At 54.6% G+C, this 20,153-nt stretch carries 21 protein-coding genes; 13 read left to right on the top strand and 8 right to left on the bottom strand.

Annotated elements, in window-relative coordinates; translation table 11 throughout:
• Nucleotides 1-819 precede the first annotated feature (819 nt).
• On the top strand, nt 820-1,494 hold the full coding sequence (locus ACVKSX_RS02355; RefSeq protein ID WP_010670761.1) for an ATP-dependent Clp protease proteolytic subunit: 675 nt from the start codon (nt 820-822) through the stop codon (nt 1,492-1,494).
• Between the two features lie 379 nt (nt 1,495-1,873).
• Here ACVKSX_RS02355 and ACVKSX_RS02350 read toward each other — a convergent pair whose 3' ends face one another.
• Nucleotides 1,874-2,041 carry a hypothetical protein gene (locus ACVKSX_RS02350; protein WP_010260551.1) on the bottom strand — a complete coding sequence of 56 codons (168 nt, stop codon included), beginning with the start codon at nt 2,039-2,041 and terminating at the stop codon, nt 1,874-1,876.
• 350 nt (nt 2,042-2,391) lie between these two features.
• Here ACVKSX_RS02350 and ACVKSX_RS02345 point away from each other — a divergent pair, with 350 nt between their 5' ends.
• Both ACVKSX_RS02345 and ACVKSX_RS02340 read left to right on the top strand, forming a co-directional pair.
• Nucleotides 2,392-2,751: a hypothetical protein gene (locus tag ACVKSX_RS02345; RefSeq protein ID WP_010260549.1), complete on the top strand. Its 360-nt coding sequence runs from the start codon at nt 2,392-2,394 to the stop codon at nt 2,749-2,751.
• Nucleotides 2,752-2,818: 67 nt separating this feature from the next.
• On the top strand, nt 2,819-3,163 hold the full coding sequence (locus ACVKSX_RS02340; protein ID WP_003852699.1) for a RidA family protein: 345 nt from the start codon (nt 2,819-2,821) through the stop codon (nt 3,161-3,163).
• Nucleotides 3,164-3,174: 11 nt separating this feature from the next.
• On the opposite strand, the gene ACVKSX_RS02335 is transcribed toward ACVKSX_RS02340, so the two are convergent.
• Nucleotides 3,175-3,369 carry a YoaH family protein gene (locus ACVKSX_RS02335; protein ID WP_010260545.1) on the bottom strand — a complete coding sequence of 65 codons (195 nt, stop codon included), beginning with the start codon at nt 3,367-3,369 and terminating at the stop codon, nt 3,175-3,177.
• Between the two features lie 110 nt (nt 3,370-3,479).
• On the opposite strand from ACVKSX_RS02335, the gene pabB reads away from it, so the two are divergent.
• The 4 genes from pabB (at nt 3,480) to ACVKSX_RS02315 (ending at nt 8,740) form a co-directional block, all read left to right on the top strand.
• Nucleotides 3,480-4,859: an aminodeoxychorismate synthase component 1 gene (gene pabB / locus ACVKSX_RS02330; RefSeq protein WP_022625546.1), complete on the top strand. Its 1,380-nt coding sequence runs from the start codon at nt 3,480-3,482 to the stop codon at nt 4,857-4,859.
• The gene (locus tag ACVKSX_RS02325) at nt 4,843-5,406 is read left to right on the top strand and encodes a CoA pyrophosphatase (RefSeq protein WP_163639264.1); all 564 of its coding nucleotides are present in this window, start codon (nt 4,843-4,845) and stop codon (nt 5,404-5,406) included. Before pabB ends, ACVKSX_RS02325 begins: the two co-directional genes overlap by 17 nt.
• 182 nt (nt 5,407-5,588) lie before the next feature.
• Nucleotides 5,589-6,953: an L-serine ammonia-lyase gene (locus ACVKSX_RS02320; RefSeq protein ID WP_010260538.1), complete on the top strand. Its 1,365-nt coding sequence runs from the start codon at nt 5,589-5,591 to the stop codon at nt 6,951-6,953.
• A gap of 224 nt (nt 6,954-7,177) precedes the next feature.
• On the top strand, nt 7,178-8,740 hold the full coding sequence (locus ACVKSX_RS02315; RefSeq protein ID WP_033769200.1) for an EAL domain-containing protein: 1,563 nt from the start codon (nt 7,178-7,180) through the stop codon (nt 8,738-8,740).
• A 140-nt stretch (nt 8,741-8,880) separates the two neighbouring features.
• Here the strand turns inward: ACVKSX_RS02315 and ACVKSX_RS02310 are convergent, their stop codons facing one another.
• Nucleotides 8,881-10,461 (bottom strand): TerC family protein, encoded by a 1,581-nt coding sequence (locus ACVKSX_RS02310; protein WP_010260533.1) that lies wholly within the window; start codon nt 10,459-10,461, stop codon nt 8,881-8,883.
• Nucleotides 10,462-10,968: 507 nt separating this feature from the next.
• On the opposite strand from ACVKSX_RS02310, the gene manX reads away from it, so the two are divergent.
• From manX to ACVKSX_RS02290, 4 genes are all read left to right on the top strand, one after another.
• The gene (gene manX, locus ACVKSX_RS02305; RefSeq protein ID WP_052270527.1) at nt 10,969-11,931 is read left to right on the top strand and encodes a PTS mannose transporter subunit IIAB; all 963 of its coding nucleotides are present in this window, start codon (nt 10,969-10,971) and stop codon (nt 11,929-11,931) included.
• Between the two features lie 63 nt (nt 11,932-11,994).
• On the top strand, nt 11,995-12,795 hold the full coding sequence (locus ACVKSX_RS02300) for a PTS mannose/fructose/sorbose transporter subunit IIC (RefSeq protein WP_010670765.1): 801 nt from the start codon (nt 11,995-11,997) through the stop codon (nt 12,793-12,795).
• Between the two features lie 15 nt (nt 12,796-12,810).
• On the top strand, nt 12,811-13,656 hold the full coding sequence (locus tag ACVKSX_RS02295) for a PTS mannose transporter subunit IID (RefSeq protein WP_010260523.1): 846 nt from the start codon (nt 12,811-12,813) through the stop codon (nt 13,654-13,656).
• Between the two features lie 91 nt (nt 13,657-13,747).
• Nucleotides 13,748-14,206 (top strand): DUF986 family protein, encoded by a 459-nt coding sequence (locus ACVKSX_RS02290; RefSeq protein ID WP_045139903.1) that lies wholly within the window; start codon nt 13,748-13,750, stop codon nt 14,204-14,206.
• Here ACVKSX_RS02290 and rlmA read toward each other — a convergent pair.
• The 4 genes from rlmA to ACVKSX_RS02270 all read right to left on the bottom strand — a co-directional run bounded on the left by rlmA (nt 14,203) and on the right by ACVKSX_RS02270 (nt 17,317).
• Complete coding sequence (rlmA, locus tag ACVKSX_RS02285; RefSeq protein WP_033771965.1) at nt 14,203-15,012, bottom strand: 23S rRNA (guanine(745)-N(1))-methyltransferase; 810 nt, start codon at nt 15,010-15,012, stop codon at nt 14,203-14,205. The genes ACVKSX_RS02290 and rlmA overlap by 4 nt on opposite strands.
• Before the next feature lie 137 nt (nt 15,013-15,149).
• Entirely contained in the window at nt 15,150-15,359 is a 210-nt protein-coding gene (cspE, locus tag ACVKSX_RS02280; protein WP_003852684.1) for a transcription antiterminator/RNA stability regulator CspE, read from the bottom strand.
• A gap of 656 nt (nt 15,360-16,015) precedes the next feature.
• Entirely contained in the window at nt 16,016-17,026 is a 1,011-nt protein-coding gene (locus ACVKSX_RS02275) for an MBL fold metallo-hydrolase (RefSeq protein ID WP_163639257.1), read from the bottom strand.
• 18 nt (nt 17,027-17,044) lie between these two features.
• Nucleotides 17,045-17,317 (bottom strand): YebO family protein, encoded by a 273-nt coding sequence (locus tag ACVKSX_RS02270; RefSeq protein WP_010258793.1) that lies wholly within the window; start codon nt 17,315-17,317, stop codon nt 17,045-17,047.
• Nucleotides 17,318-17,529: 212 nt separating this feature from the next.
• Between ACVKSX_RS02270 and ACVKSX_RS02265 the strand changes: the two genes are divergently transcribed.
• Nucleotides 17,530-17,766 (top strand): YobH family protein, encoded by a 237-nt coding sequence (locus ACVKSX_RS02265; RefSeq protein WP_010258788.1) that lies wholly within the window; start codon nt 17,530-17,532, stop codon nt 17,764-17,766.
• A gap of 30 nt (nt 17,767-17,796) precedes the next feature.
• Here the strand turns inward: ACVKSX_RS02265 and kdgR are convergent, their stop codons facing one another.
• Nucleotides 17,797-18,588, bottom strand: coding sequence for a DNA-binding transcriptional regulator KdgR (gene kdgR / locus ACVKSX_RS02260; protein ID WP_010670769.1), 792 nt, complete (start codon nt 18,586-18,588; stop codon nt 17,797-17,799).
• Between the two features lie 187 nt (nt 18,589-18,775).
• Here kdgR and ACVKSX_RS02255 point away from each other — a divergent pair, with 187 nt between their 5' ends.
• On the top strand, nt 18,776-20,146 hold the full coding sequence (locus ACVKSX_RS02255; RefSeq protein ID WP_111533878.1) for an MFS transporter: 1,371 nt from the start codon (nt 18,776-18,778) through the stop codon (nt 20,144-20,146).
• The last annotated feature ends 7 nt before the right edge of the window (nt 20,147-20,153 follow it).

Genomic DNA, 20,153 nt, shown 5'->3' with positions numbered 1-20,153 from the left:
ATTCTGTTATCTCTCACAGGCAATAAAAACTTGTCGCCGGATGAGTCACATCACAATAGAAACCATGCCTCACGGCATCCGTCCTCTTTAAAAGGCCGTTTAAGACTATCTCGCTAAAGATATCCGTTAATGTAAATGAAGTGGGGTTTTATATTATAAGTTAAGTGGGATGTAATCTGGCTGTTGCTGCCCTGTTGCATCCATCTGTCAGTCAGGACACAATTAAATCAATAAGGAGAAATATCATTGTTCCCAAAATTACCCCGGTATAGCTTAGTGATTCTGACGCTGAGCGGTTGCGTTACCAACGATGAGGTCAAACTTAACCCAGTTGGTCAACATAGTGAACCTGTCATGCCGCATATAAACCAGGGGATCAGCCCTGCACAGCGGCGCGCGATTATGTCCGGCGAACAACCAGACTGGTCTGACGTTTATCCTCAGCGAATCAATAAAAACTCGTCAGCTGTCAGGAAATGATCTGCACGTCGTAGCAGTTAACGTCGTTACTCCACCACTCACATAGCGTAAAAAACACTGTGGAAAATAATCAACACGTCGATGATGTCTCCCTATGGGATTGGATTGTCACATTAATTTTAACCGGCATACCCGTATTAAATCTTTTCATGCTGCTTTACTGGTCCTTAAACCGAAGGACTAAACGTTCAAAGAAAAACTACGCCAGAGCGAGTTTATTATTGATATTCATCGTACTTATCTTCTATATCATCACCCTGGAAGTTACAACGGGCTATTTTCTTTTTAAACATTACTGATCCTTAAACTGACAGCGTCACACCCTTAAATGGAGTTTTTATGGTGCGTTATTTCACTTTTCTATTATTGGGCGTCACTTCCGCTTGCTGCATAGCAAAAACGTCAGTGGTGATAAATAACACCCTGAAAGCGCAAGAGATAAAATCGGCAAAAATCGTTTACATTGGCGAGGTTAATGGCACTAAAGTGGCAGAATTGATGGCAGGCATCGATGATATTAATGCAAGTTACCCCGCTGTAAAAGAAATATCGCTTTATATAAACAGCTTTGGCGGCGACATGGAAGCTGGCTATATGGGCGGCCAGGCCGTCAGGGGGTCAAGGATTCCGATAAAAACCATCAATGCCGCAATGACGGGTTCGGCGGCTACCCTGATTTATTGCTCAGGGGCGCAAAGGGAAACATTACCCAGCGCAACATTTTTAATCCACCCTGCAGCGAGTCAAAACATTCAGAGCAACTATCTGAAAAAAAATGAAGTCATTTTACTCAGCAGAGATATCGATAATGTCAGTAAAATATTCAGGGACACCTATGCATCCTGTTTCAAAGATGACGGGATAGAGATAGATAAAGCCTTATTCAGTGAAGACAACCGTATTTACCTGCGTTTTCCAGAATCTGTAAAACAGGGTATTGCACAAAAACGTGTTGAAGGAATCGCCCCCGCTGATGTCGCTTATTACATTTTCACTTCAGAGGCCAGCGGCTAGCAAAAATAGCGTTATTTATGCCTGCTGGACGAATACTTTTTATCAGATATGCGCCGCTGGACAGATGGGCGTGCTGGCGGGGAGACATATCGAGCCGTTAGCGGGTAATCCAGAGAAGAACATAACGCAGACGACGTTCAGATGGGGCGCCGCAGGATCTCACCATCAATATCACGGTGGATTTTCGCAGTAAGCGCTACCCTTGCATGGTGAGTTTTTTGAGCAGCAATAGCAGGGTGATTCAACACTGGCCGATAAAAAGCGGCAAATAAAGCAGGCCGCTCAGCCAGATACGGCTCATTCTGGTACTGGGCGTTTATCTGTTTCTGGCTGGTGACCTGATATCACGATTATTGGCGACGCTGCTGTTGCGACCTGCTTATAAGCGGACGTACAACGCGCCCGCCAGCATAACGATGAACAGAATAGCGAAGGTAATAAAGCCCTGCTTACTGCCACGGGACAATCCAACAAATGCCGAAACCACAATAAACAGCAGCGTCAGTGCGCCGACCATCACCCAAAAAAGATACTGCGTATTCGCCATGCCTGAATCCTCATCCGTAGCGCGATTTATCTGCTGTTTTATAACATTTTTATGCCGCGCGTGCCCTCACTTCTCCCGCCCTTTCGACGCTTTATGCTGCTTTAGTGCAGCAGGGCTGCAACAGTGACAACGTCCGCGGCTCATGATCATGATGCAGACAGTGTGATGCAGTTAGCAAATGCAGAGGAACGCAGCGAGTAAACAAACGCGCGGATTATAATGATTAAATAAGCTTACCGTTGGGATGTGGCACCCGTAGGCTGACGTGCTGAGACTGGTTTAACATTGCCGTTCAGGCGGTGTTAAACAGATGGCCTTAACCCGACTGCCTGACTCAGGCGGAGGAATGTATGAACTGTTTCCGCATCGGCTCTCTGGCTGGCGTGCTGCTGCTCTGCGGCTGCCAGGCACCCACGCCTGATCAGGCTCGTCTGCAGCAGCCTGTTTTTCAGGGTCAAAGCACCCGCACCGTCCCTCAGCTCAGCGACTGTATTTATCGCGGCTGGTCCACCACCAGCGTCATTGCCAGAGATAACACCACCCACACCCAGCCCAACGGCAGCGAGATCAGCGTTTTTACCTGGGAAGATTCGATTTTTGCGGATGTGTCGCCCCGCCGAAAAGGGGCTGAGGTGAAATATTTCACGACTTTCCGGATGGCGCCTCAGGTGATGGCGGACAGACAGGCGATTGTTGAGCGCTGCCTGTAAAGCGTAAGGGGTGACAGCGATGTCGGGAGTGTGCCAGGCTAATGCGCAATTAACCAGGGAGAAACCGATGAGTATTACCCGCATTGACCCGGAACACCGTATGTCCGAAGCCGTGATCCACAACGACACGATCTATTACACCAGCGTGCCTGAGAATCTGGATGCCGACGCAGAAGCGCAGACAGCCAATGCGCTGGCAGTGATTGATGCGATTCTGACACGGCTCGGTAGCGATAAAAGCAAAATCCTTGATGCGACGCTGTTTCTGGTGGATAAGGCCGATTTCCCCGCGATGAACCGCGCATGGGACGCATGGGTCTCTCCAGGTAATGCGCCGGTGCGCTGCACGGTACAGGCCGGGCTGTTGAATCCGAAGTACAAAATCGAAATTAAAATTATCGCTGCACGTTAAAACGCCGGGCGTTATTCCTCTTCGTTTTCTTCATCTTCGTCTTCGAATAGCGCCCGAATCCGTTCGCCCTTGAAATTTTGTCGGATCTCCTGCGCCACCTGGGTGATCGCTTCACCGCTCGACAAACCTCCCGCCATCAATTCCTGAATACGTTCGACGGCCTGCTGCTGCTGCTCATGAGAGAGAGCCGGTATTCCTATAAACATGTTTCACTCCTGCGTTGGGGCAGACAGTATCCCACGCGGAACTAACAGGTGCCAGTCAGGAAAAAATATGGCAGTCTGACCGCCTCTTTGCTCTCTGATTTCTCTGCCCGATGATTGTTGAAACCCTCAGTCTTGATTATACCCCGGATGCGCTGACTCAGCGTTTTGCCCCGATTGCCCATCTGCCATGGGCGATGCTGCTCTCCTCCGCGCAGGCGAACCACAGCGACAACCGCTTTGATATTCTGACCGCCGATCCCCGCGCCACCCTGGTGACCCGCGGTGCGATGACTACGCTCAGCGACCCGACCGGCACGACCGAATCAACCGCCGATCCCCTGCTGCTGGTGCAGCAGCAGTGTGATGCGCTGGGCGTGACGCCGGCTGCCAGCGATGCCCTGCCGTTTCAGGGCGGTGCGCTGGGCCTGTTTGGTTATGATCTGGGCCGCCGGTTTGAGTCCCTGCCTCAGCAGGCCGCAGCCGATCTCACCACGCCTGACATGGCGGTGGGTATCTATGACTGGGCATTGATTGCCGATCATCATCAGCAGACCCTGACGCTGGTGGCGTTAAAGAACGCGGAAGAACGCGCCGCCTGGCTGGCGCAATGGCCGGCGCGCGAGGCCGTGCCCTTTTCACTGACCAGCCGCTGGCGCTCCAACCTGAGCTATGCAGATTACGCTGCGCGTTTTGCGGCGGTTCAGGCCTATATTCAGGCGGGTGACTGTTATCAGGTTAATCTGGCGCAGCGCTTTCAGGCCGGTTACCAGGGTGATGAGTGGCAGGCGTTCAGTATACTCAATGCGGCTAACCGCGCGCCGTTCAGCGCTTTTCTGCGTCTGCCGGAGAGCGCGATCCTCAGCCTGTCGCCGGAGCGCTTTCTGTCGCTGAATAATAAGCAGATCGAAACACGACCGATCAAAGGTACCCGGCCACGCTGTGACGATCCGATTGCTGATGCGCAACAGGCTGAGTCGCTGCGCCATGCAGAAAAAGATCGGGCCGAAAACCTGATGATTGTCGATTTGCTGCGCAACGATATTGGCCGCGTGGCGCTACCCGGTTCGGTCACGGTGCCTGAACTGTTTGTGGTTGAACCCTTCCCCGCCGTACACCACCTGGTGAGCACGGTGCGGGCGCAGTTGCCTGATACCCTGCAGGCCACCGATCTGCTGCGCGCCTGTTTTCCGGGCGGCTCGATTACCGGTGCGCCCAAGATTCGGGCGATGGAGATTATTGATGAACTGGAGCCGCAGCGGCGCAATGCCTGGTGCGGCAGCATCGGTTATCTCAGCCTGTGTGGCCGGATGGATACCAGCATCACCATTCGCACGCTGATCGCTGAAGGTCAGCAGCTCTACTGTGCGGCGGGCGGCGGGCTTGTTGCAGACAGCGATCCCGAAGCGGAGTATCAGGAAACACTCGACAAAGTCAGCCGGATCTTACCGGCACTGGAACAAACCGGAGGTTCAGTTGGCCCTGACGCTTGATGATTTCCGCAGCCGTTTTCTGTTGCAGCAGCCAGCCCGCAGCACACAATTGCTATCCGGGCGCCATGCGGCGGTGCTGGTGCCGATTGTGGCACGGCCTGAACCCGGTCTGTTGCTGACGCAGCGCTCACACGCCCTGCGCAAACATGCCGGACAGGTCGCTTTTCCCGGCGGGATGCAGGATGACACTGACGCATCGCTCATCGCCACAGCACTGCGTGAAGCACAGGAAGAGGTTGGCATTGAGCCGCATCAGGTCGAGGTATTAGGCGCACTGCCCGCCGTGACCAGCAGCACCGGCTTTCAGGTGACGCCGGTACTGGGGATCATTCCGGCCGATCTGCAATTAACGATTAATCCGGATGAGGTGAGCAGCGCCTTTGAGATGCCGCTGGCCGAGGCTTTGCAGCTCAGCCGCTACAGCGCGCTGGAGGTGCATCGGGCTGGCGTTCGCCACCCGGTCTGGCTGTCGCGCTATCAGGATTATCTGGTGTGGGGCATGACCGCGGGTATTATCCGCTCACTGAGTACTCAGATCGCATTCTGAGACCTTTCTCGTTTTTCTCTCTCCGGCCCGTCAGGTTACTGGCGCGCTGCACTATAATTTTTTCTATGAGTTTTGATAAGTTTATTTCATGCGAAAAGCTGCTCTTTCCTGGTGCATGACCATTACTATGGGCGCCATAAACTGCCCCGGCAGACTGAGAATAATTGTGAGGAGTGTCACCTGTGATTAGTGTTTTTGACATGTTCAAAGTGGGCATCGGCCCCTCAAGTTCGCATACTGTCGGCCCGATGAAAGCAGGTAAACAGTTTGTGGATTTGCTGTGCGAACAGGAAAAGCTGCAGGAGGTCACCCGGATCGCCGTGGATGTTTACGGTTCTCTCTCTCTGACCGGCAAAGGCCATCACACTGATATCGCCATTATTATGGGTCTGGCGGGTGAATCGCCGGATACGGTGGATATCGATGCGATCCCCGCCTTTATTAAAGATGTTGAGCAGCGTGAGCGACTGCTGCTGGCGAAAGGCGCACACGAAGTGGATTTCCCGCGCGAAGGCGGCATGGTATTTCGCAGTGAGAACCTTTCGCTGCATGAAAATGGCCTGCGCCTGCTCGCGTTTGCGGGCGACCTGCTGATCCTGTCAAAAACCTATTACTCCGTTGGCGGCGGTTTCATTGTTGATGAAGAGCACTTCGGGCAGTCGGCACTGGATGAAGTCTCTGTGCCCTGGCCGTTCCACTCCGCCAAAGATCTGCTGGCTCACTGTCGTGAAACCGGCCTGTCACTCTCAGGTCTGGTGATGAAAAATGAGCTGGCGCTGCACAGCCGCGATGAAATCCATGCCTATTTCACTAACATCTGGCAGACGATGCAGGCCTGTATCGACCGCGGTCTCAATACCGAAGGCGTGTTGCCAGGGCCACTGCGCGTGCCGCGTCGCGCCGCCTCCCTGCGTCGTCTGCTGACCTCCTCTGACAAGCACTCCAGCGATCCGATGATTGTTATCGACTGGATCAATATGTATGCGCTGGCCGTTAACGAAGAGAACGCCGCGGGAGGCCGCGTGGTGACCGCGCCCACTAACGGTGCCTGCGGTATCGTGCCTGCGGTGCTGGCTTACTACGATCACTTCATTGAGCCGGTGACACCCGACATTTTCCTGCGCTATTTCCTCGCCTCTGGCGCCATCGGCGTGCTGTACAAAATGAACGCCTCTATTTCAGGCGCGGAAGTGGGCTGTCAGGGTGAAGTGGGTGTCGCCTGTTCTATGGCGGCGGCCGGTCTGGCTGAACTGCTGGGCGGCAGTCCGGAGCAGGTCTGCGTGGCGGCTGAAATCGGCATGGAACATAACCTTGGACTGACCTGTGACCCGGTAGCCGGTCAGGTTCAGGTGCCCTGCATTGAGCGCAATGCTATCGCCTCGGTTAAAGCGATTAACGCGGCGCGCATGGCACTTAGGCGCACCAGCGAACCCCGCGTCTCGCTGGATAAGGTTATCGAGACAATGTATGAAACCGGCAAAGATATGAACGCCAAATATCGTGAAACTTCGCGTGGCGGTCTGGCGATTAAAGTTCAGTGTGATTAAGCGAAACGATTAACTGATTAAAAAACGTGCAAACGTAATAAAATCCGCATCCTGCGCTATCTCAGCGCAGGTTTAATCGGTAGAGTGATTTCCGCGCAGCCGTCCGGCTTACGCAACTTTCCAGACCCGCTTTTCTGCATTCCGGCCTCAATGTTGATCTGACCGTGCCGATACTCACCCCGTTGTGTTTTGCTTTTTACTGGCTTTTGGGAAGGTGGATACAGATGTTTATGGCCCAGCAAAATGTTGGACAATTCAGACGCAAGCGTGTGCTGATAGCGCTGTCGATCGCCACCGTGGTGCTGATATTAACCCTGGCCTTTCGCTATATCGAAGAGAAGTCACGTATCGAGCAGCAGGCGATGGATTTCGCCGATAAAGCGATTATGCGGTTTGACCGGATGTTTTCACCGCTGGAGGTTTCAGCCAATAATACGCTGGGTCTGGTCGGCGTTCCCTGTCAGGATGTTCGCTTTCCACTCATCGAAAAAATCTCCTCCCTGCAGACGGTCCGGGCGATCCTGCTGGTGGATAACGATGTGCTCTACTGCTCCAGTATCTACGGGCCGCGCACCATTCCCTTTAGTCAGACCTACCCTGATTTAGCCTTTAACAGTCTGCGTATGACGCTGGCAACCGATGAGTATCTGCTGAAAGGCTCGCCCATTTTACTGCTGTGGACGCCAAAGAGCCTGGATAACCGCTCCGGGATTTTGCAGGTGATCAACATCGAAATGATGAGCAATTATCTGCTGGAGCCGCAGTTGCCCTGGGTGGAGCGCGCTGTCTTTAACGTCAATGGAGAGAGCCTGGAGTATGGCAATCCGCTGATCGAGCCCACGGTGCCGTCTGAAGACGAAGTGAGCTATGAGCAGGGCTCGCTGCGCTATCCGTTTACGCTTACTCTCTATGGCCCCTCTCCGACCCGCCTGGCGCTGGCGACGCTTCCCTCACAGCTCCCGCTGGCGCTGCTGCTGAGTCTGCTTATGGGTTACATCGTCTGGCTGGCGACCGCAAATCGTATGAGCCTGAGCTGGCAAATCAGTTATGGCATTACGGCCCGTGAGTTTATGGTTTATTGCCAGCCGCTGATCAACACCAAAAGTGGTGAGTGCGACGGTATTGAGTTACTGCTGCGCTGGCATAATCCCCGTCAGGGCTGGATTGCCCCGGATGTCTTTATTCCCCTGGCCGAACGACAGAACCTGATCAAACCGCTGACGCGCTTTGTACTGAATGAGGTGGTGAGTCAGTTACCGCAGTTGCCCGACGATCCCGCGTTCCATATCGCCATTAATGTTGCCGCCAGCCACTTCCGCGACCACGCCATTCTGGAAGATCTGCACAACCTGTGGTGGCCTGCCAATCCGGTGCCGAAACTGGTGGTGGAGCTCACCGAGCGCGATGCCCTGCCGGTCGTGGACCAGTCGGTGATTGCGCAACTGCACGACATCGGTGTCCGGCTGGCGATTGATGATTTTGGCACCGGTCACAGCTCGCTCTCCTACCTGAAAGATCTGCAGCCAGATGTGCTGAAAATCGACAAGATTTTCACCGCAGCCATCGGCACTGACGCGATTAATGCCACGGTGACGGATATGGTGATTTCGCTGGCCCAGCGCCTGAATATCAGTCTGGTGGCCGAAGGCGTGGAAACAGCTGAGCAGGCGGCCTATCTGCGCGAACGCGGCGTGGATCATCTGCAGGGCTACTATTTTGCCCGCCCGATGCCGCTGCAGGACTTCCCGGCGTGGCTGGCGCAGCATCAGGCTGATGCCCGCAGGTGACAATCGCCTGAGCCCCGTTTCGCCCTGCCTGATGACCTTACGCCACAGACAAAAAAACAGCCGCGGCAATGAGCCAGCGGCTGTCGGAGAATTCAGCGCGGCCGGTAAACCCGGCAGCGCCTCTGCATCAACGAGAACGATTAGCCCTCTTCATCCTCATCATGCGGTTTATCTTTAGTGACACGCACCAGATCGATACGGTAGTCGGTCGCTTCGATAATCTGGAAGTGCAGCGGAGTAATATCAATTACATCGCCAGGAAGCGGTAACTGCCCTTTCTGCTCAATCAGCAGGCCCGCCAGCGAGGCGTGGTCTTCTGTCGGGTCGACCAGCTCATGGAAGTCGAGCAACTGCTGCAGCGAGTGCAGATCGGTCCCCCCTTTCACTAACCAGCCATCACCATCCGCAATAATATCGGGCGTTTCATCTTCATCCGGGAATTCACCCGCAATCGCTTCCAGCACGTCCAGCGGCGTAATCAGACCCTGAACCACACCAAACTCATTGGTGACAATCACGAAGCTGCCTTTGGCACGACGCAGCACGCCAAGCAGGTTGATCGGATCCAGCGTCTCCGGCACCACGATAGTCGGTGTATTGGCCGCAAACGTTGCCACATCCACACCGTGCTCCAGCGCCACCAGTAGCTCTTTGGCTCGCACTACACCGACAATTTCATCCAGTTCACCCCGACAGACCGGGAACAGGCTGTGTGGCGTATCAAGCAGCTGACCGCGAATCTCATCTACCGGACGATTCGCATCGACCCAGGAGATTTCACCGCGTGGCGTCATGATGCTGCGAATCGAGCGGGAAGCCAGCGTCAGCACGCCATTAATCATATAGCGCTCTTCATCTTTAAACGCTTCCTGCGGCATCGCTTCCGCCAGCGCAGCCTCTTCGCTGCTGCTGGTGTTGCCATTGCTGGCGGTCTGGGCACGGTTGCGGCCCCCCATCAGGCGTAAAATCGCTTCGGCGGTGCGTTCACGCATCGGGCGATTTGACTGATGGCGGATAAAGTTACGACGTGCAACCTGGTTGAACAGCTCAATCAGAATCGAGAAGCCAATCGCCGCATAGAGGTAGCCTTTCGGAATATGGAAACCAAAGCCTTCTGCCACCAGCGACAGACCGATCATCAGCAGGAAGCTCAGACAGAGCACCACTACAGTCGGATGCGCGTTAACAAAGTTGGTTAACGGCTTAGATGCCAGCAGCATCACACCCATCGCAATCACCACGGCGGTCATCATCACCGGCAGGTGGTTAACCATACCTACGGCGGTAATCACAGCATCCAGCGAGAAGACGGCGTCCAGTACCACAATCTGCGTCACGACAGCCCAGAAACTGGCATATCCCCGATTACCGGACCCGTCGAGCTGCCGGTTCTCCAGCCGCTCATGCAGCTCCATGGTCGCCTTAAACAACAGGAACAGACCACCCGCCAGCAGAATTAAATCACGACCGGCAAAGCTGAAACCGCCTACGCTAAAGAGAGGCGTCGTCAGCGTCACCATCCAGGAGATCAGCGACAGCAGACCCAGACGCATGACCAGCGCCAGTGACAGGCCAATCAGGCGTGCTTTATCACGCTGCTTCGGCGGCAGTTTGTCGGCCAGAATGGCAATAAACACCAGGTTATCAATGCCGAGTACGATTTCCAGCACCACGAGCGTCAGTAAACCCGCCCAGATTGAGGGGTCGAATAAAAATTCCATTATTTATGACTCCAGAACAGGGAACAGATCGCGGTGCTGCTTATCAGCGCAGCAAAGCGTGACATGCAGGTAGTCGGGAAAGCGGTGAAAACGCCGTGAGGCGAAGGGTGACGCGCCAGCAGGCGCAAAGAACAGATTAAGCGACGTCGGTGACGATCCATAAAGGTGGGCTGAAGCCCGTTACTCCTGAGTAATAAACAGAACGTTAATGTATCAGGTCGGCGAATTGCGTCAAAAAATTTTCTTATTTTTACAATCTGCCTGACGGATGATCAGGCGCATAAAAAGGGTTACTGGTCACTTCACAGGATGAATAGCTGACAGACATCACATAATTTATTTTTTCGATCACTAAAATAAATCGCGACTTTACCGCCTTGACGTAGTTAACCCATGTTTTTTCGACGCTATACCGATAATTCGAATCATCCGGTTAAACAGATCATCAAAGCACTTCAATACAGTTCATTGACTCAGATGAGCATCTCTAGCGAACGGAGGTAGCACGTGACCATTGCGATAGTAATTGGTACACACGGCTGGGCAGCGGAACAACTGCTGAAAACAGCAGAAATGCTGTTGGGCGAGCAGGACAATGTCGGCTGGATAGATTTTGTCCCCGGTGAAAATGCAGAAACGCTGATTGAAAAATATCAGGCACGACTGGCAGAACTTGATACGACGCAGGGAGTCCTGTTTTTAGTTGATACCTGGGGTGGCAGTCCGTTTAATGCGGCCAGTCGCATCGTGGTCGACAAACCGCAGTATGAGGTCATCGCCGGGGTCAATATCCCGATGCTGGTCGAAACCCTGATGGCGCGCGATGACAATCCCGGTTTTGACGAGCTGGTCGCCGTGGCGGTGGAGACCGGCCGTGAAGGCGTCAAAGCCCTGAAAGCCAAAGAAGAAGCACCGGCGCCAGCCGCGGTGAAACCGGCCGCTGCGGTGCAACCGGCTAAGCCGATGGCGCCTGGTGACCACATGAAAATCGGGCTGACACGCATTGATGACCGTCTGATTCATGGGCAGGTGGCAACGCGCTGGACCAAAGAGACCAATGTTCAGCGCATTATCGTAGTCAGCGATGAAGTGGCCAACGATCATGTGCGCAAGACTCTGCTGACGCAGGTCGCTCCGCCCGGCGTCACGGCCCATGTGGTGGATGTCGATAAGATGGTGCGGGTGTGGAACAACCCGAAGTATGGTCAGGATCGCGTGATGCTGCTGTTTACCAACCCCACCGATGTACTGCGCGTGGTGGAACAGGGTGTCGATATTAAAACCGTCAACATCGGCGGTATGGCGTTCCGCCAGGGAAAAACTCAGGTCAATAATGCGGTCTCGGTCGATGAAAAAGATATTGCCGCATTCCGCAAACTCAATGAACGCAATATTGAACTGGAAGTGCGTAAAGTTTCCAGTGACCAGAAACTGAAAATGATGGATCTGATCGCGAAAGTTAACGCGTAACAGAAGCACTTATGCGCCTGCGTTTCCGGGCTCCTGGTTATCCTGCTGAGGACAAGAAGTATGATGGAAATAACCTCGCTACAAATTATTTTGATTTTTATTGTCGCCTGTATTGCCGGTATGGGGTCGATTCTGGATGAGTTCCAGTTTCACCGTCCCCTGGTGGCCTGTACCCTGATTGGTATGGTGCTGGGTGATATGAAAACCGGCATTATTATCGGCGGTACGCTGGAGATGATTGCGCTGGGCTGGATGAACATCGGTGCCGCCGTTGCGCCTGATGCCGCCCTCGCCTCCATTATCTCGACCATCCTGGTTATCGCTGGCGGTCAAAGTGTGGGTGCCGGTATTGCGCTGGCGATTCCGCTGGCCGCCGCCGGACAGGTACTGACCATTATCGTGCGTACGCTGACCGTCGCCTTCCAGCATGCGGCTGACAAAGCCGCAGAGAAAGGTAACCTCACGGCCATCTCCTGGATCCACGTCTCTGCCCTGCTGTTACAGGCGATGCGTATCGCTATCCCGGCGCTGATTGTGGCGATTTCGGTCGGCACCAGTGCGGTTCACGCCTTACTCAGCTCTATTCCGGACGTGGTGACCAACGGCCTGAATATCGCCGGTGGCATGATTGTGGTGGTCGGTTATGCGATGGTCATCAACATGATGCGCGCAGGCTACCTGATGCCGTTCTTTTACCTGGGCTTCGTCACCGCGGCCTTCACCAACTTTAACCTGGTGGCGCTGGGCGTCATTGGCGTGGTCATGGCGGTGCTCTACATTCAGCTCAGCCCGAAATACAACCGTGTGGCGGGAGCACCAACAGGTGCAGCGACCGCAAACGATCTTGATAACGAACTCGATTAAGGAACAGGTGAGCACATGGTTGATATTACGAAAGTCGAAAAGAAACTGACACCCGGTGATGTTCGCGCCGTCTTTCTGCGCTCTAATCTGTTCCAGGGTTCATGGAACTTTGAACGCATGCAGGCGCTGGGCTTCTGCTTCTCAATGGTGCCGGTGATCCGCCGTCTCTATCCTGAGAACAATGATGATCGTAAGCAGGCGATCAAGCGTCATCTGGAGTTCTTTAATACCCATCCTTATGTGGCCGCGCCGGTTCTGGGCGTGACTATGGCGATGGAAGAGCAGCGTGCTAACGGCGCACCGATCGACGATGGCGCGATTAACGGCCTTAAAGTCGGCCTGATGGGACCGCTGGCCGGTGTTGGCGACCCGATCTTCTGGGGTACGGTGCGCCCGGTGTTTGCCGCGCTGGGAGCCGGTATCGCCATGAGTGGCAGTCTGCTGGGTCCGCTGCTCTTCTTTGTGCTGTTTAACCTGGCACGTCTGCTGACCCGCTACTACGGCGTGGCCTATGGCTATCGCAAAGGGATCGATATCGTCAGTGATATGGGCGGCGGTTTCCTGCAGAAACTCACGGAGGGCGCGTCGATTCTCGGCCTGTTTGTCATGGGGGCGCTGGTCAACAAGTGGACACACGTAAACATCCCGCTGGTGGTGTCACGTATTACCGACTCGACCGGTAAAACCACCGTCACCACCGTACAGTCGATCCTCGATCAGCTGATGCCGGGCGTGGTGCCGCTGCTGCTGACCTTTGGCTGTATGTGGCTGTTACGCCGTAAAGTGAACGCGCTGTGGATTATCGTCGGCTTCTTTGCCATCGGTATCTTTGGTTACTGGATCGGCCTGCTCGGTCTGTAATTTCACCCGGCCGGGAGCCTGCGCTCCCGGCTTTTAAGCGTGGTGAGCTGAGCCACAACCGGCTGAGCTCACCCTGTTTGAGGTAGCTGTGATGTCATTAACCGATGCGCTGATTGCGTGTTGTATTGCCGCCCTGATGGGGTTTGCCATTTATCATGAGGCGATTCTGCCGCGTCGCCACGGCCCGACCCGCTTACGGGTTGCGCTGCGCAGGCAGCATAAGCTGGATAGCCTGATTTTCATCGGCCTGCTGCTGATCCTGCTGTGGAGCAACGTCAGCCATCACGGCCCGCAGCTCACCACCTCACTGCTGATGGTGCTGAGTTTTCTGGCGTTCTGGTTATTCTGGCTGCGAAAGCCAACGCTGCTGATGAAAAGTGAGGGGTTGTTTTACGCCGGTGTCTGGATCGATTACCGGCGAATTCAGGGCATGAATCTCTCTGAGGATGGCATTCTGGTGATTCAGCTGGAACAGCGTCGGCTGCTGATCGCGGTGCAGCAACTCGACGATCTGGAGCGCATCTATAACACCCTGGTCGAGGCGCGCTAGTCGCGCTGCCACACAGTCAGGGTAAAGTCTGCGTCGCAGCTGAACTGCTCGCTCTGCTGCAGGGTCTGCCAGACCTCTTCACGCGCCCGCCAGGCGAACGGCGTCATCTGAAGCAGGGTCGTCGCGGCTGTGCCGGTTAATGCCATCGGGTAACGCAGCGCATGCTGCGCCACCTGCCGGAATCCGGGATACGCTTTCTGCTCCGGCACATGCAACTGCACTTCGCGGTAAATCAGTGCCTTGAACTGCTGCAGATGATGCGGGCCCGGTGTCACGGTCAGTACCAGGCCACCCGGCTTCAGCACGCGGGCCAGTTCCGCTTCATTGCAGGGTGCGTAGATTCGGACAACCGCATCCAGGGCGTGATCGGCAAAGGGTAAGCGCTGGCTGGAGGCGACGCAGAAGCGCACCGCCGGATAGCGCTTTGCTGCCAGCCGGATCGCCATTCTGGCGACATCCAGCCCATAGACCTGCCCGGCCTCGCCTGCTCCGTCAGCCAGTGCGGCGGTGTAGTAACCTTCGCCACAGCCGATATCCAGGATTTTGCACTCCGGTTGGCTCAGCGCGGGCGCAAGCAGGCTGACGACCCGATCACGCAGCGGCTGGTAGTAGCCTGCCTCAAGAAATTCACGTCGTGCCTGCATCATCTCTGCACTGTCACCCGGTTCACGCGACCGTTTATGCTGAACGGGCAGCAGATTGACATACCCTTCTTTCGCCTGGTCAAACTGATGGCGATTCTCGCAGCACCAGCTGCGCGCAGTAAAGGCGAGAGGAGAGTGACAAAGAGGGCAAATCAGGGACATAGGGTGCTCCGGCATCAGATAACGCGGCGCAGTGTAACCTTAACGTTTACGCATCGGAAGCATAAAGAAAGCCCCGGCTGAGAAGCCAGGGCTTTGAGATTTCATGTCAGGGTGCAATGCACCGAGGCGGAGTTGAATCAGATAGCCGTAACGTTAACGGCTGCCGGGCCTTTCTGGCCGTCCTGAATTTCGAACTCAACGCTCTGGCCTTCAGCCAGGGTTTTGAAACCATTGCCCTGAATAGCGGAGAAGTGTACGAACACATCTTTGCTACCGTCAGCAGGGGTGATAAAACCAAAACCTTTAGACTCGTTGAACCACTTAACCTGACCTTTAATCTTTGCCATTTTGCAAATTCCTTTAGATGTTTATTTAGCCCGAAGGCTGTCTTACAGAAAAACCAGAGACATTACTGCATGAGGCACTAATTAAGGTTCGGCAAGGAAGCGGTATTCAACGTCAACGTCTTTACTCGTTCTTCTTTACAGACTTCTTTACAGAAGATGCCATGCATAAACAGAACTGTACCTCGTTTAACTCAGGATTTGTTATCACATATCCTAAAAACAATGGCAAGCCATTTTTAAAGGCCTCAGCCAGCCTGCGCACATAATTGCCAGAAGGCTCACATTGCCTGTTCTGTGGCGCTTACAAATGCCGATGCAAATTAAGCACGCTCTCCGGCCAGACCCCTCTCCGGCCTCTGTTGCCGGGTCTAACCCAATGGATACCATAAGAAATTAATATTTCACAAATATGGCAATAACAGAATGAATAAGCGAAGCGCGAAAAGTTGAAAATATCTATAATCCGGCGTCAATCCTGTACAGCGCCTTTTATTTCGTACAGATAACACTTTTTTTGCACCAAAAGCAGGAGCCAGACAGTCGTCCTGCTCCAAATAAAAGCATTGAGCCCGATTTTACTTATTAAGAATTTAACTTTTGATTTGAAAAATTGATATCAGATAATAAAAAAGGGCTTTTGTTTTAACTCTGAGGTTTTAGGATAATTCCTGGGTATCCTTATTCAGCCCGCGGCTTTCGCCTATTCGCCATGGTGCGAAACCGCCCTTTTGCTCGTTTGCCCGCAGCAGCGCATCCGCCAGTTCTTTGGGTGGCGCATCCAGCGACTCATCGGCCAGTTCGAACACGCCCCAGTGGATGGGCAGCGTCAGCGGCCTGCCTGCTGCCTGCCACAGCGCCACCGCCTGATCGGGATTCATATGTTGGCCCGCCATGAACCATTCAGGTGCATAAGCGCCAATCGGCAAAGCCGCCAGGCTGAACGGGCCGAGTCGGGCCGCAATCTCCGGCAGGCTATCGCTGTAGCCGCTGTCGCCCGAGAACCAGAAGCGCACGGAGGCAGAACGCACGACCCAGCCGCACCAGAGCGAACGGTTTCGATCGCGCGGCGTTCGCATACTCCAGTGACGTGCCGGCACCGCATCAAAACAGAGGTCGCCGACAGTAAACTGTTGCCACCAGTCGAGCTGATGGACCTGTTTCACGCCCCGCGCCCTGCACCATTTTTCCAGGCCCAGCGGCACAATGAAGGTCGCCTGCGGAAAACGCCGGACGATCGCTTTAACCGTCGGCCGATCAAGATGATCGTAATGGTTATGTGAAATAAGCACGACATCCAGACGCGGCAGATCAGCAATGCTAAGCGGTGCGGGCGTTTTTCGCTGCGGCCCGGCAAAAGAGAGTGGCGAGGCGCGTGACGAGAGTGCGGGATCGATCAGGATATATTGCTGGTTCAGTCGCAGCAGCACGGCGGCATGGCCCAGCCACCAGATGCGATCGTCACTGCCGCTGATATCGGCGGGCTGCCACCACTGTTCGGTGAAAGCCCCGTAGCCCTGCTGCGGTGGCAGCGGCAGCCCCTGCGCTTTGCGCTCCCTGCGCCAGCGCTGCAGATCGCCCGGCTTGCGCCGTTCCGGTTCAGGATTGCAGAATCCCTCGGGCGTGTGATGCGCTTTGCTGCTGTCATACCACGGATTTTTCCAGACCATCCCGCCTCTCTGCTGTGATTATCGTTCCGGAATCAACCGGATAAAGTCGCGTTTCTCGCGATCGTCATCGGTTTTTTTACTCTCTGCCCCTGGCTGCATCTCAATCAGACGGCGCAGCAGCTGATTCTGTTTCTTCTGCTCTTCCAGCAAAGATTCCAGTAAGCGGATTTGCTCACCGGCGCGCACGCTGGCGCGGTTGACAAAGAACCAGGCGATAAACGCCACAATCAAAATAATGACCAGCAGGCCATAGCTGACCAGTGGGCCCGAATTTGCGGCTAACTCATTCATAACTGCCTCGTAAAACTCAGTGGAAACGCCAGAACATGGCAACCGCCCATTCTACCTGTCGCCATCGCAAAAGATAATGGGGTTAACATCAATGCAGAATTTACCGTTTCAGTTATCTCTGATCGATCCCACCAGAAAAGCGAGGCATGCTGATATCATCATAACCGGCGGCACCAGGTGGAGCGCTGAGTTATCTTTCACAAGGAGACATAATGAAACTGTTTATTCGTACGGTAGGCTTGCTGGCGGTGATCTGGCTGGCGATGCTGTTTACCGGCTATGGCGTATTAACCGGCAGTACTAAAAATGCAGCCGGCCTTGGCCTGCAGTGCAGCTATCTGACCGCTCGCGGTGTGATCAGTGCGCAGTATCTGCATACTGACAGTGGCGTGGTGGGCGTGACTGATTGTCCGTTGCTGAAGAAAAGCGGAGAAGTGATCGATAATTAACAAAGCAGCGGGCCACATGGCCCGCTGTTTTCAGAACGGATAGTCGTGATAGCCCATCTCCGAGGAGAGCGTACGCGCCGCCCGATGCAGCATGGCCACGTAATCCTGGCGGGCATCTTCTGAAAAGCGAATGGTAGGAAAAGAGATGCTCAGTCCCGCAATCACCACGCCAAAACGGTCAAATACCGGCACAGCGAGGCAGCGTAAACCCTCTTCCTGCTCTTCGTTATCTTCACCATAGCCCTGCGTTCTTACCTGATCCAGCGCCGTAATCAACGCCTCCGCGCTTAACAGCGTATTGGCCGTGCTCCGTTTGAATTCGACATCCCGCAGGATCTCCTCAACCTCGCTGCGATCGCGCCAGGCGAGCAGAACTTTCCCAATCGCGGTGGTATGCAGCGGATTACGACGGCCAATGCGCGAATACATACGCAGGTTGTAGAGGGAGTCGATTTTGTGGATGTAGACAATACTGTCCTCTTCCAGCGCCCCCAGGTGAATGGTCTCTTTGGTCAGACGCGAAAGCTCACGCATCTGCACATCCGCACTGCGGATTAAATCGACGTTCTGCAGCGCTTTTGCGCCCAGTTCAAACAGCTTCAGTGTCAGTGAGTACTTCTCGCTCTCACCTTCCTGCGTGACATAACCCAGCGACTTCATGGTCTGCAGGAAACGGTAAACGGTGCTTTTTGACATCATCACGCGCTGCGCGAGCTCAGTAATACCGTGATCGCGCTCTTCACCCAGCGCCTGCAGAATGCCGAACACTTTAAGTACCGAAGAGACGGAATCGGGCTGTTTATCATTTTCAGCAGAGGACATCGCGCACCTTGTTAAACCTGTTTCAAAAAAAATGGAACGGACTGTCAGTATAGAGTGAGGCATACGAAGGCAGCAATGCTTTAACCATTACGTCATATTTAAAGACAGTTTTTTATCCATCCGATCGCTGTATTTCAGCGTTAATTTCATTAGCATGATGATATTCACCCTCTTTAGTAATTAACTTATGACACTCTCCCCTCCTCAGGATGGATTACCCGCGCGTCAGCGCTATATGGCAATCGTCACCATCGCGCTGGGTCTGACCATGGCGGTGCTGGATGGCGCGATAGCCAATGTCGCCCTGCCCACTATCTCGCGCGAACTGAATGCCAGCCCGGCGCAGTCGATCTGGATAGTGAACGCCTATCAGATTGCGATTATCGTCTCGCTGCTGTCGCTCTCCTTTCTGGGCGACATGCTGGGTTATCGCCGCGTCTATCAGGCGGGCCTGGCGCTGTTTATTGCCACTTCGCTGTTCTGCGCCTTCTCCACCACCCTGACCATGCTGACTTTCGCCCGCGTGCTGCAGGGATTAGGAGGTGCAGCGCTGATGAGTGTGAATACCGCGCTGATACGCATTATCTATCCGCAGCGTCATCTGGGACGCGGCATGGCGATCAACTCGCTGGTCGTGGCGGTTTCAACCGCGGCAGGCCCGACGGTCGCCGCAGCGATTCTTTCGGTGGCAAGCTGGAAGTGGCTGTTTCTGATTAACGTCCCGCTGGGTGCCATTGCGCTCTGGCTGGCGCTGCGCACGCTGCCTGATAATCCGCAGAAAGCGACGGCGCAGAAATTTGATGTTCCCAGCGCGATCATGAACGCCCTGTTCTTTGGTCTGATCATCTCTGCGCTGAGCGGGTTTGCACAGGGACAGAGTCATCTGCTGGTGCTATCGGAGGTCATTGCTCTGCTGGTTGTGGGCTGGTTCTTTATTCGTCGTCAGTTAAACATGGCGGTGCCGCTGCTGCCGGTTGATCTGCTGCGTATCCCGATTTTCAGCCTGTCGATGGGAACGTCGGTCTGTTCGTTCTGCGCGCAGATGCTGGCGATGGTGTCGCTGCCCTTCTTTCTGCAAAACGTCCTGCAGCGTGATGAGGTGGCAACCGGTTTACTGCTGACGCCCTGGCCGCTGGCAACCATGGTATTTGCGCCGATTGCCGGCCGGCTGATTGAACGGGTGCATGCAGGGTTGCTTGGCGGCATCGGGCTGGCCATTTTCGCCCTGGGGTTGTTTCTGCTCGCCTGGCTGCCGGCCAACCCGGGTGATGGCGATATAATCTGGCGCATGATGCTGTGCGGTGCCGGTTTTGGGCTGTTTCAGTCACCCAACAACCACACCATTGTCACTTCCGCTCCGCGTCATCGCAGCGGCGGCGCCAGCGGCATGCTGGGCACCGCGCGCCTGCTGGGCCAGAGTATGGGTGCCGCGCTGGTCGCGCTGATGTTTAATCTGTTTGATGATCGCGGGACGCACGCTTCACTGCTGCTGGCGGGCAGCTTTGCCGCCGTGGCCGCACTGGTCAGTGTGTCACGGATGACGCAGACCCGCGCCTGATGGCAGA

The sequence above is a fragment of the Pantoea sp. PvP021 genome (genome assembly GCF_054056055.1).
This window is presented reverse-complemented; position numbering and strand designations above follow the sequence as displayed.

What these genes read in the sequence shown, in the direction of transcription:
- ACVKSX_RS02355 (WP_010670761.1), top strand. Translation starts at nt 820, where the DNA reads ATGGTGCGTTATTTCACTTTTCTATTATTGGGCGTCACTTCCGCTTGC.
- ACVKSX_RS02350 (WP_010260551.1), bottom strand. Translation starts at nt 2,041, where the DNA reads ATGGCGAATACGCAGTATCTTTTTTGGGTGATGGTCGGCGCACTGACG.
- ACVKSX_RS02345 (WP_010260549.1), top strand. Translation starts at nt 2,392, where the DNA reads ATGAACTGTTTCCGCATCGGCTCTCTGGCTGGCGTGCTGCTGCTCTGC.
- ACVKSX_RS02340 (WP_003852699.1), top strand. Translation starts at nt 2,819, where the DNA reads ATGAGTATTACCCGCATTGACCCGGAACACCGTATGTCCGAAGCCGTG.
- ACVKSX_RS02335 (WP_010260545.1), bottom strand. Translation starts at nt 3,369, where the DNA reads ATGTTTATAGGAATACCGGCTCTCTCTCATGAGCAGCAGCAGCAGGCC.
- pabB (WP_022625546.1), top strand. Translation starts at nt 3,480, where the DNA reads ATGATTGTTGAAACCCTCAGTCTTGATTATACCCCGGATGCGCTGACT.
- ACVKSX_RS02315 (WP_033769200.1), top strand. Translation starts at nt 7,178, where the DNA reads ATGTTTATGGCCCAGCAAAATGTTGGACAATTCAGACGCAAGCGTGTG.
- ACVKSX_RS02310 (WP_010260533.1), bottom strand. Translation starts at nt 10,461, where the DNA reads ATGGAATTTTTATTCGACCCCTCAATCTGGGCGGGTTTACTGACGCTC.
- ACVKSX_RS02300 (WP_010670765.1), top strand. Translation starts at nt 11,995, where the DNA reads ATGGAAATAACCTCGCTACAAATTATTTTGATTTTTATTGTCGCCTGT.
- ACVKSX_RS02295 (WP_010260523.1), top strand. Translation starts at nt 12,811, where the DNA reads ATGGTTGATATTACGAAAGTCGAAAAGAAACTGACACCCGGTGATGTT.
- ACVKSX_RS02290 (WP_045139903.1), top strand. Translation starts at nt 13,748, where the DNA reads ATGTCATTAACCGATGCGCTGATTGCGTGTTGTATTGCCGCCCTGATG.
- rlmA (WP_033771965.1), bottom strand. Translation starts at nt 15,012, where the DNA reads ATGTCCCTGATTTGCCCTCTTTGTCACTCTCCTCTCGCCTTTACTGCG.
- cspE (WP_003852684.1), bottom strand. Translation starts at nt 15,359, where the DNA reads ATGGCAAAGATTAAAGGTCAGGTTAAGTGGTTCAACGAGTCTAAAGGT.
- ACVKSX_RS02275 (WP_163639257.1), bottom strand. Translation starts at nt 17,026, where the DNA reads ATGGTCTGGAAAAATCCGTGGTATGACAGCAGCAAAGCGCATCACACG.
- ACVKSX_RS02270 (WP_010258793.1), bottom strand. Translation starts at nt 17,317, where the DNA reads ATGAATGAGTTAGCCGCAAATTCGGGCCCACTGGTCAGCTATGGCCTG.
- ACVKSX_RS02265 (WP_010258788.1), top strand. Translation starts at nt 17,530, where the DNA reads ATGAAACTGTTTATTCGTACGGTAGGCTTGCTGGCGGTGATCTGGCTG.
- kdgR (WP_010670769.1), bottom strand. Translation starts at nt 18,588, where the DNA reads ATGTCCTCTGCTGAAAATGATAAACAGCCCGATTCCGTCTCTTCGGTA.
- ACVKSX_RS02255 (WP_111533878.1), top strand. Translation starts at nt 18,776, where the DNA reads ATGACACTCTCCCCTCCTCAGGATGGATTACCCGCGCGTCAGCGCTAT.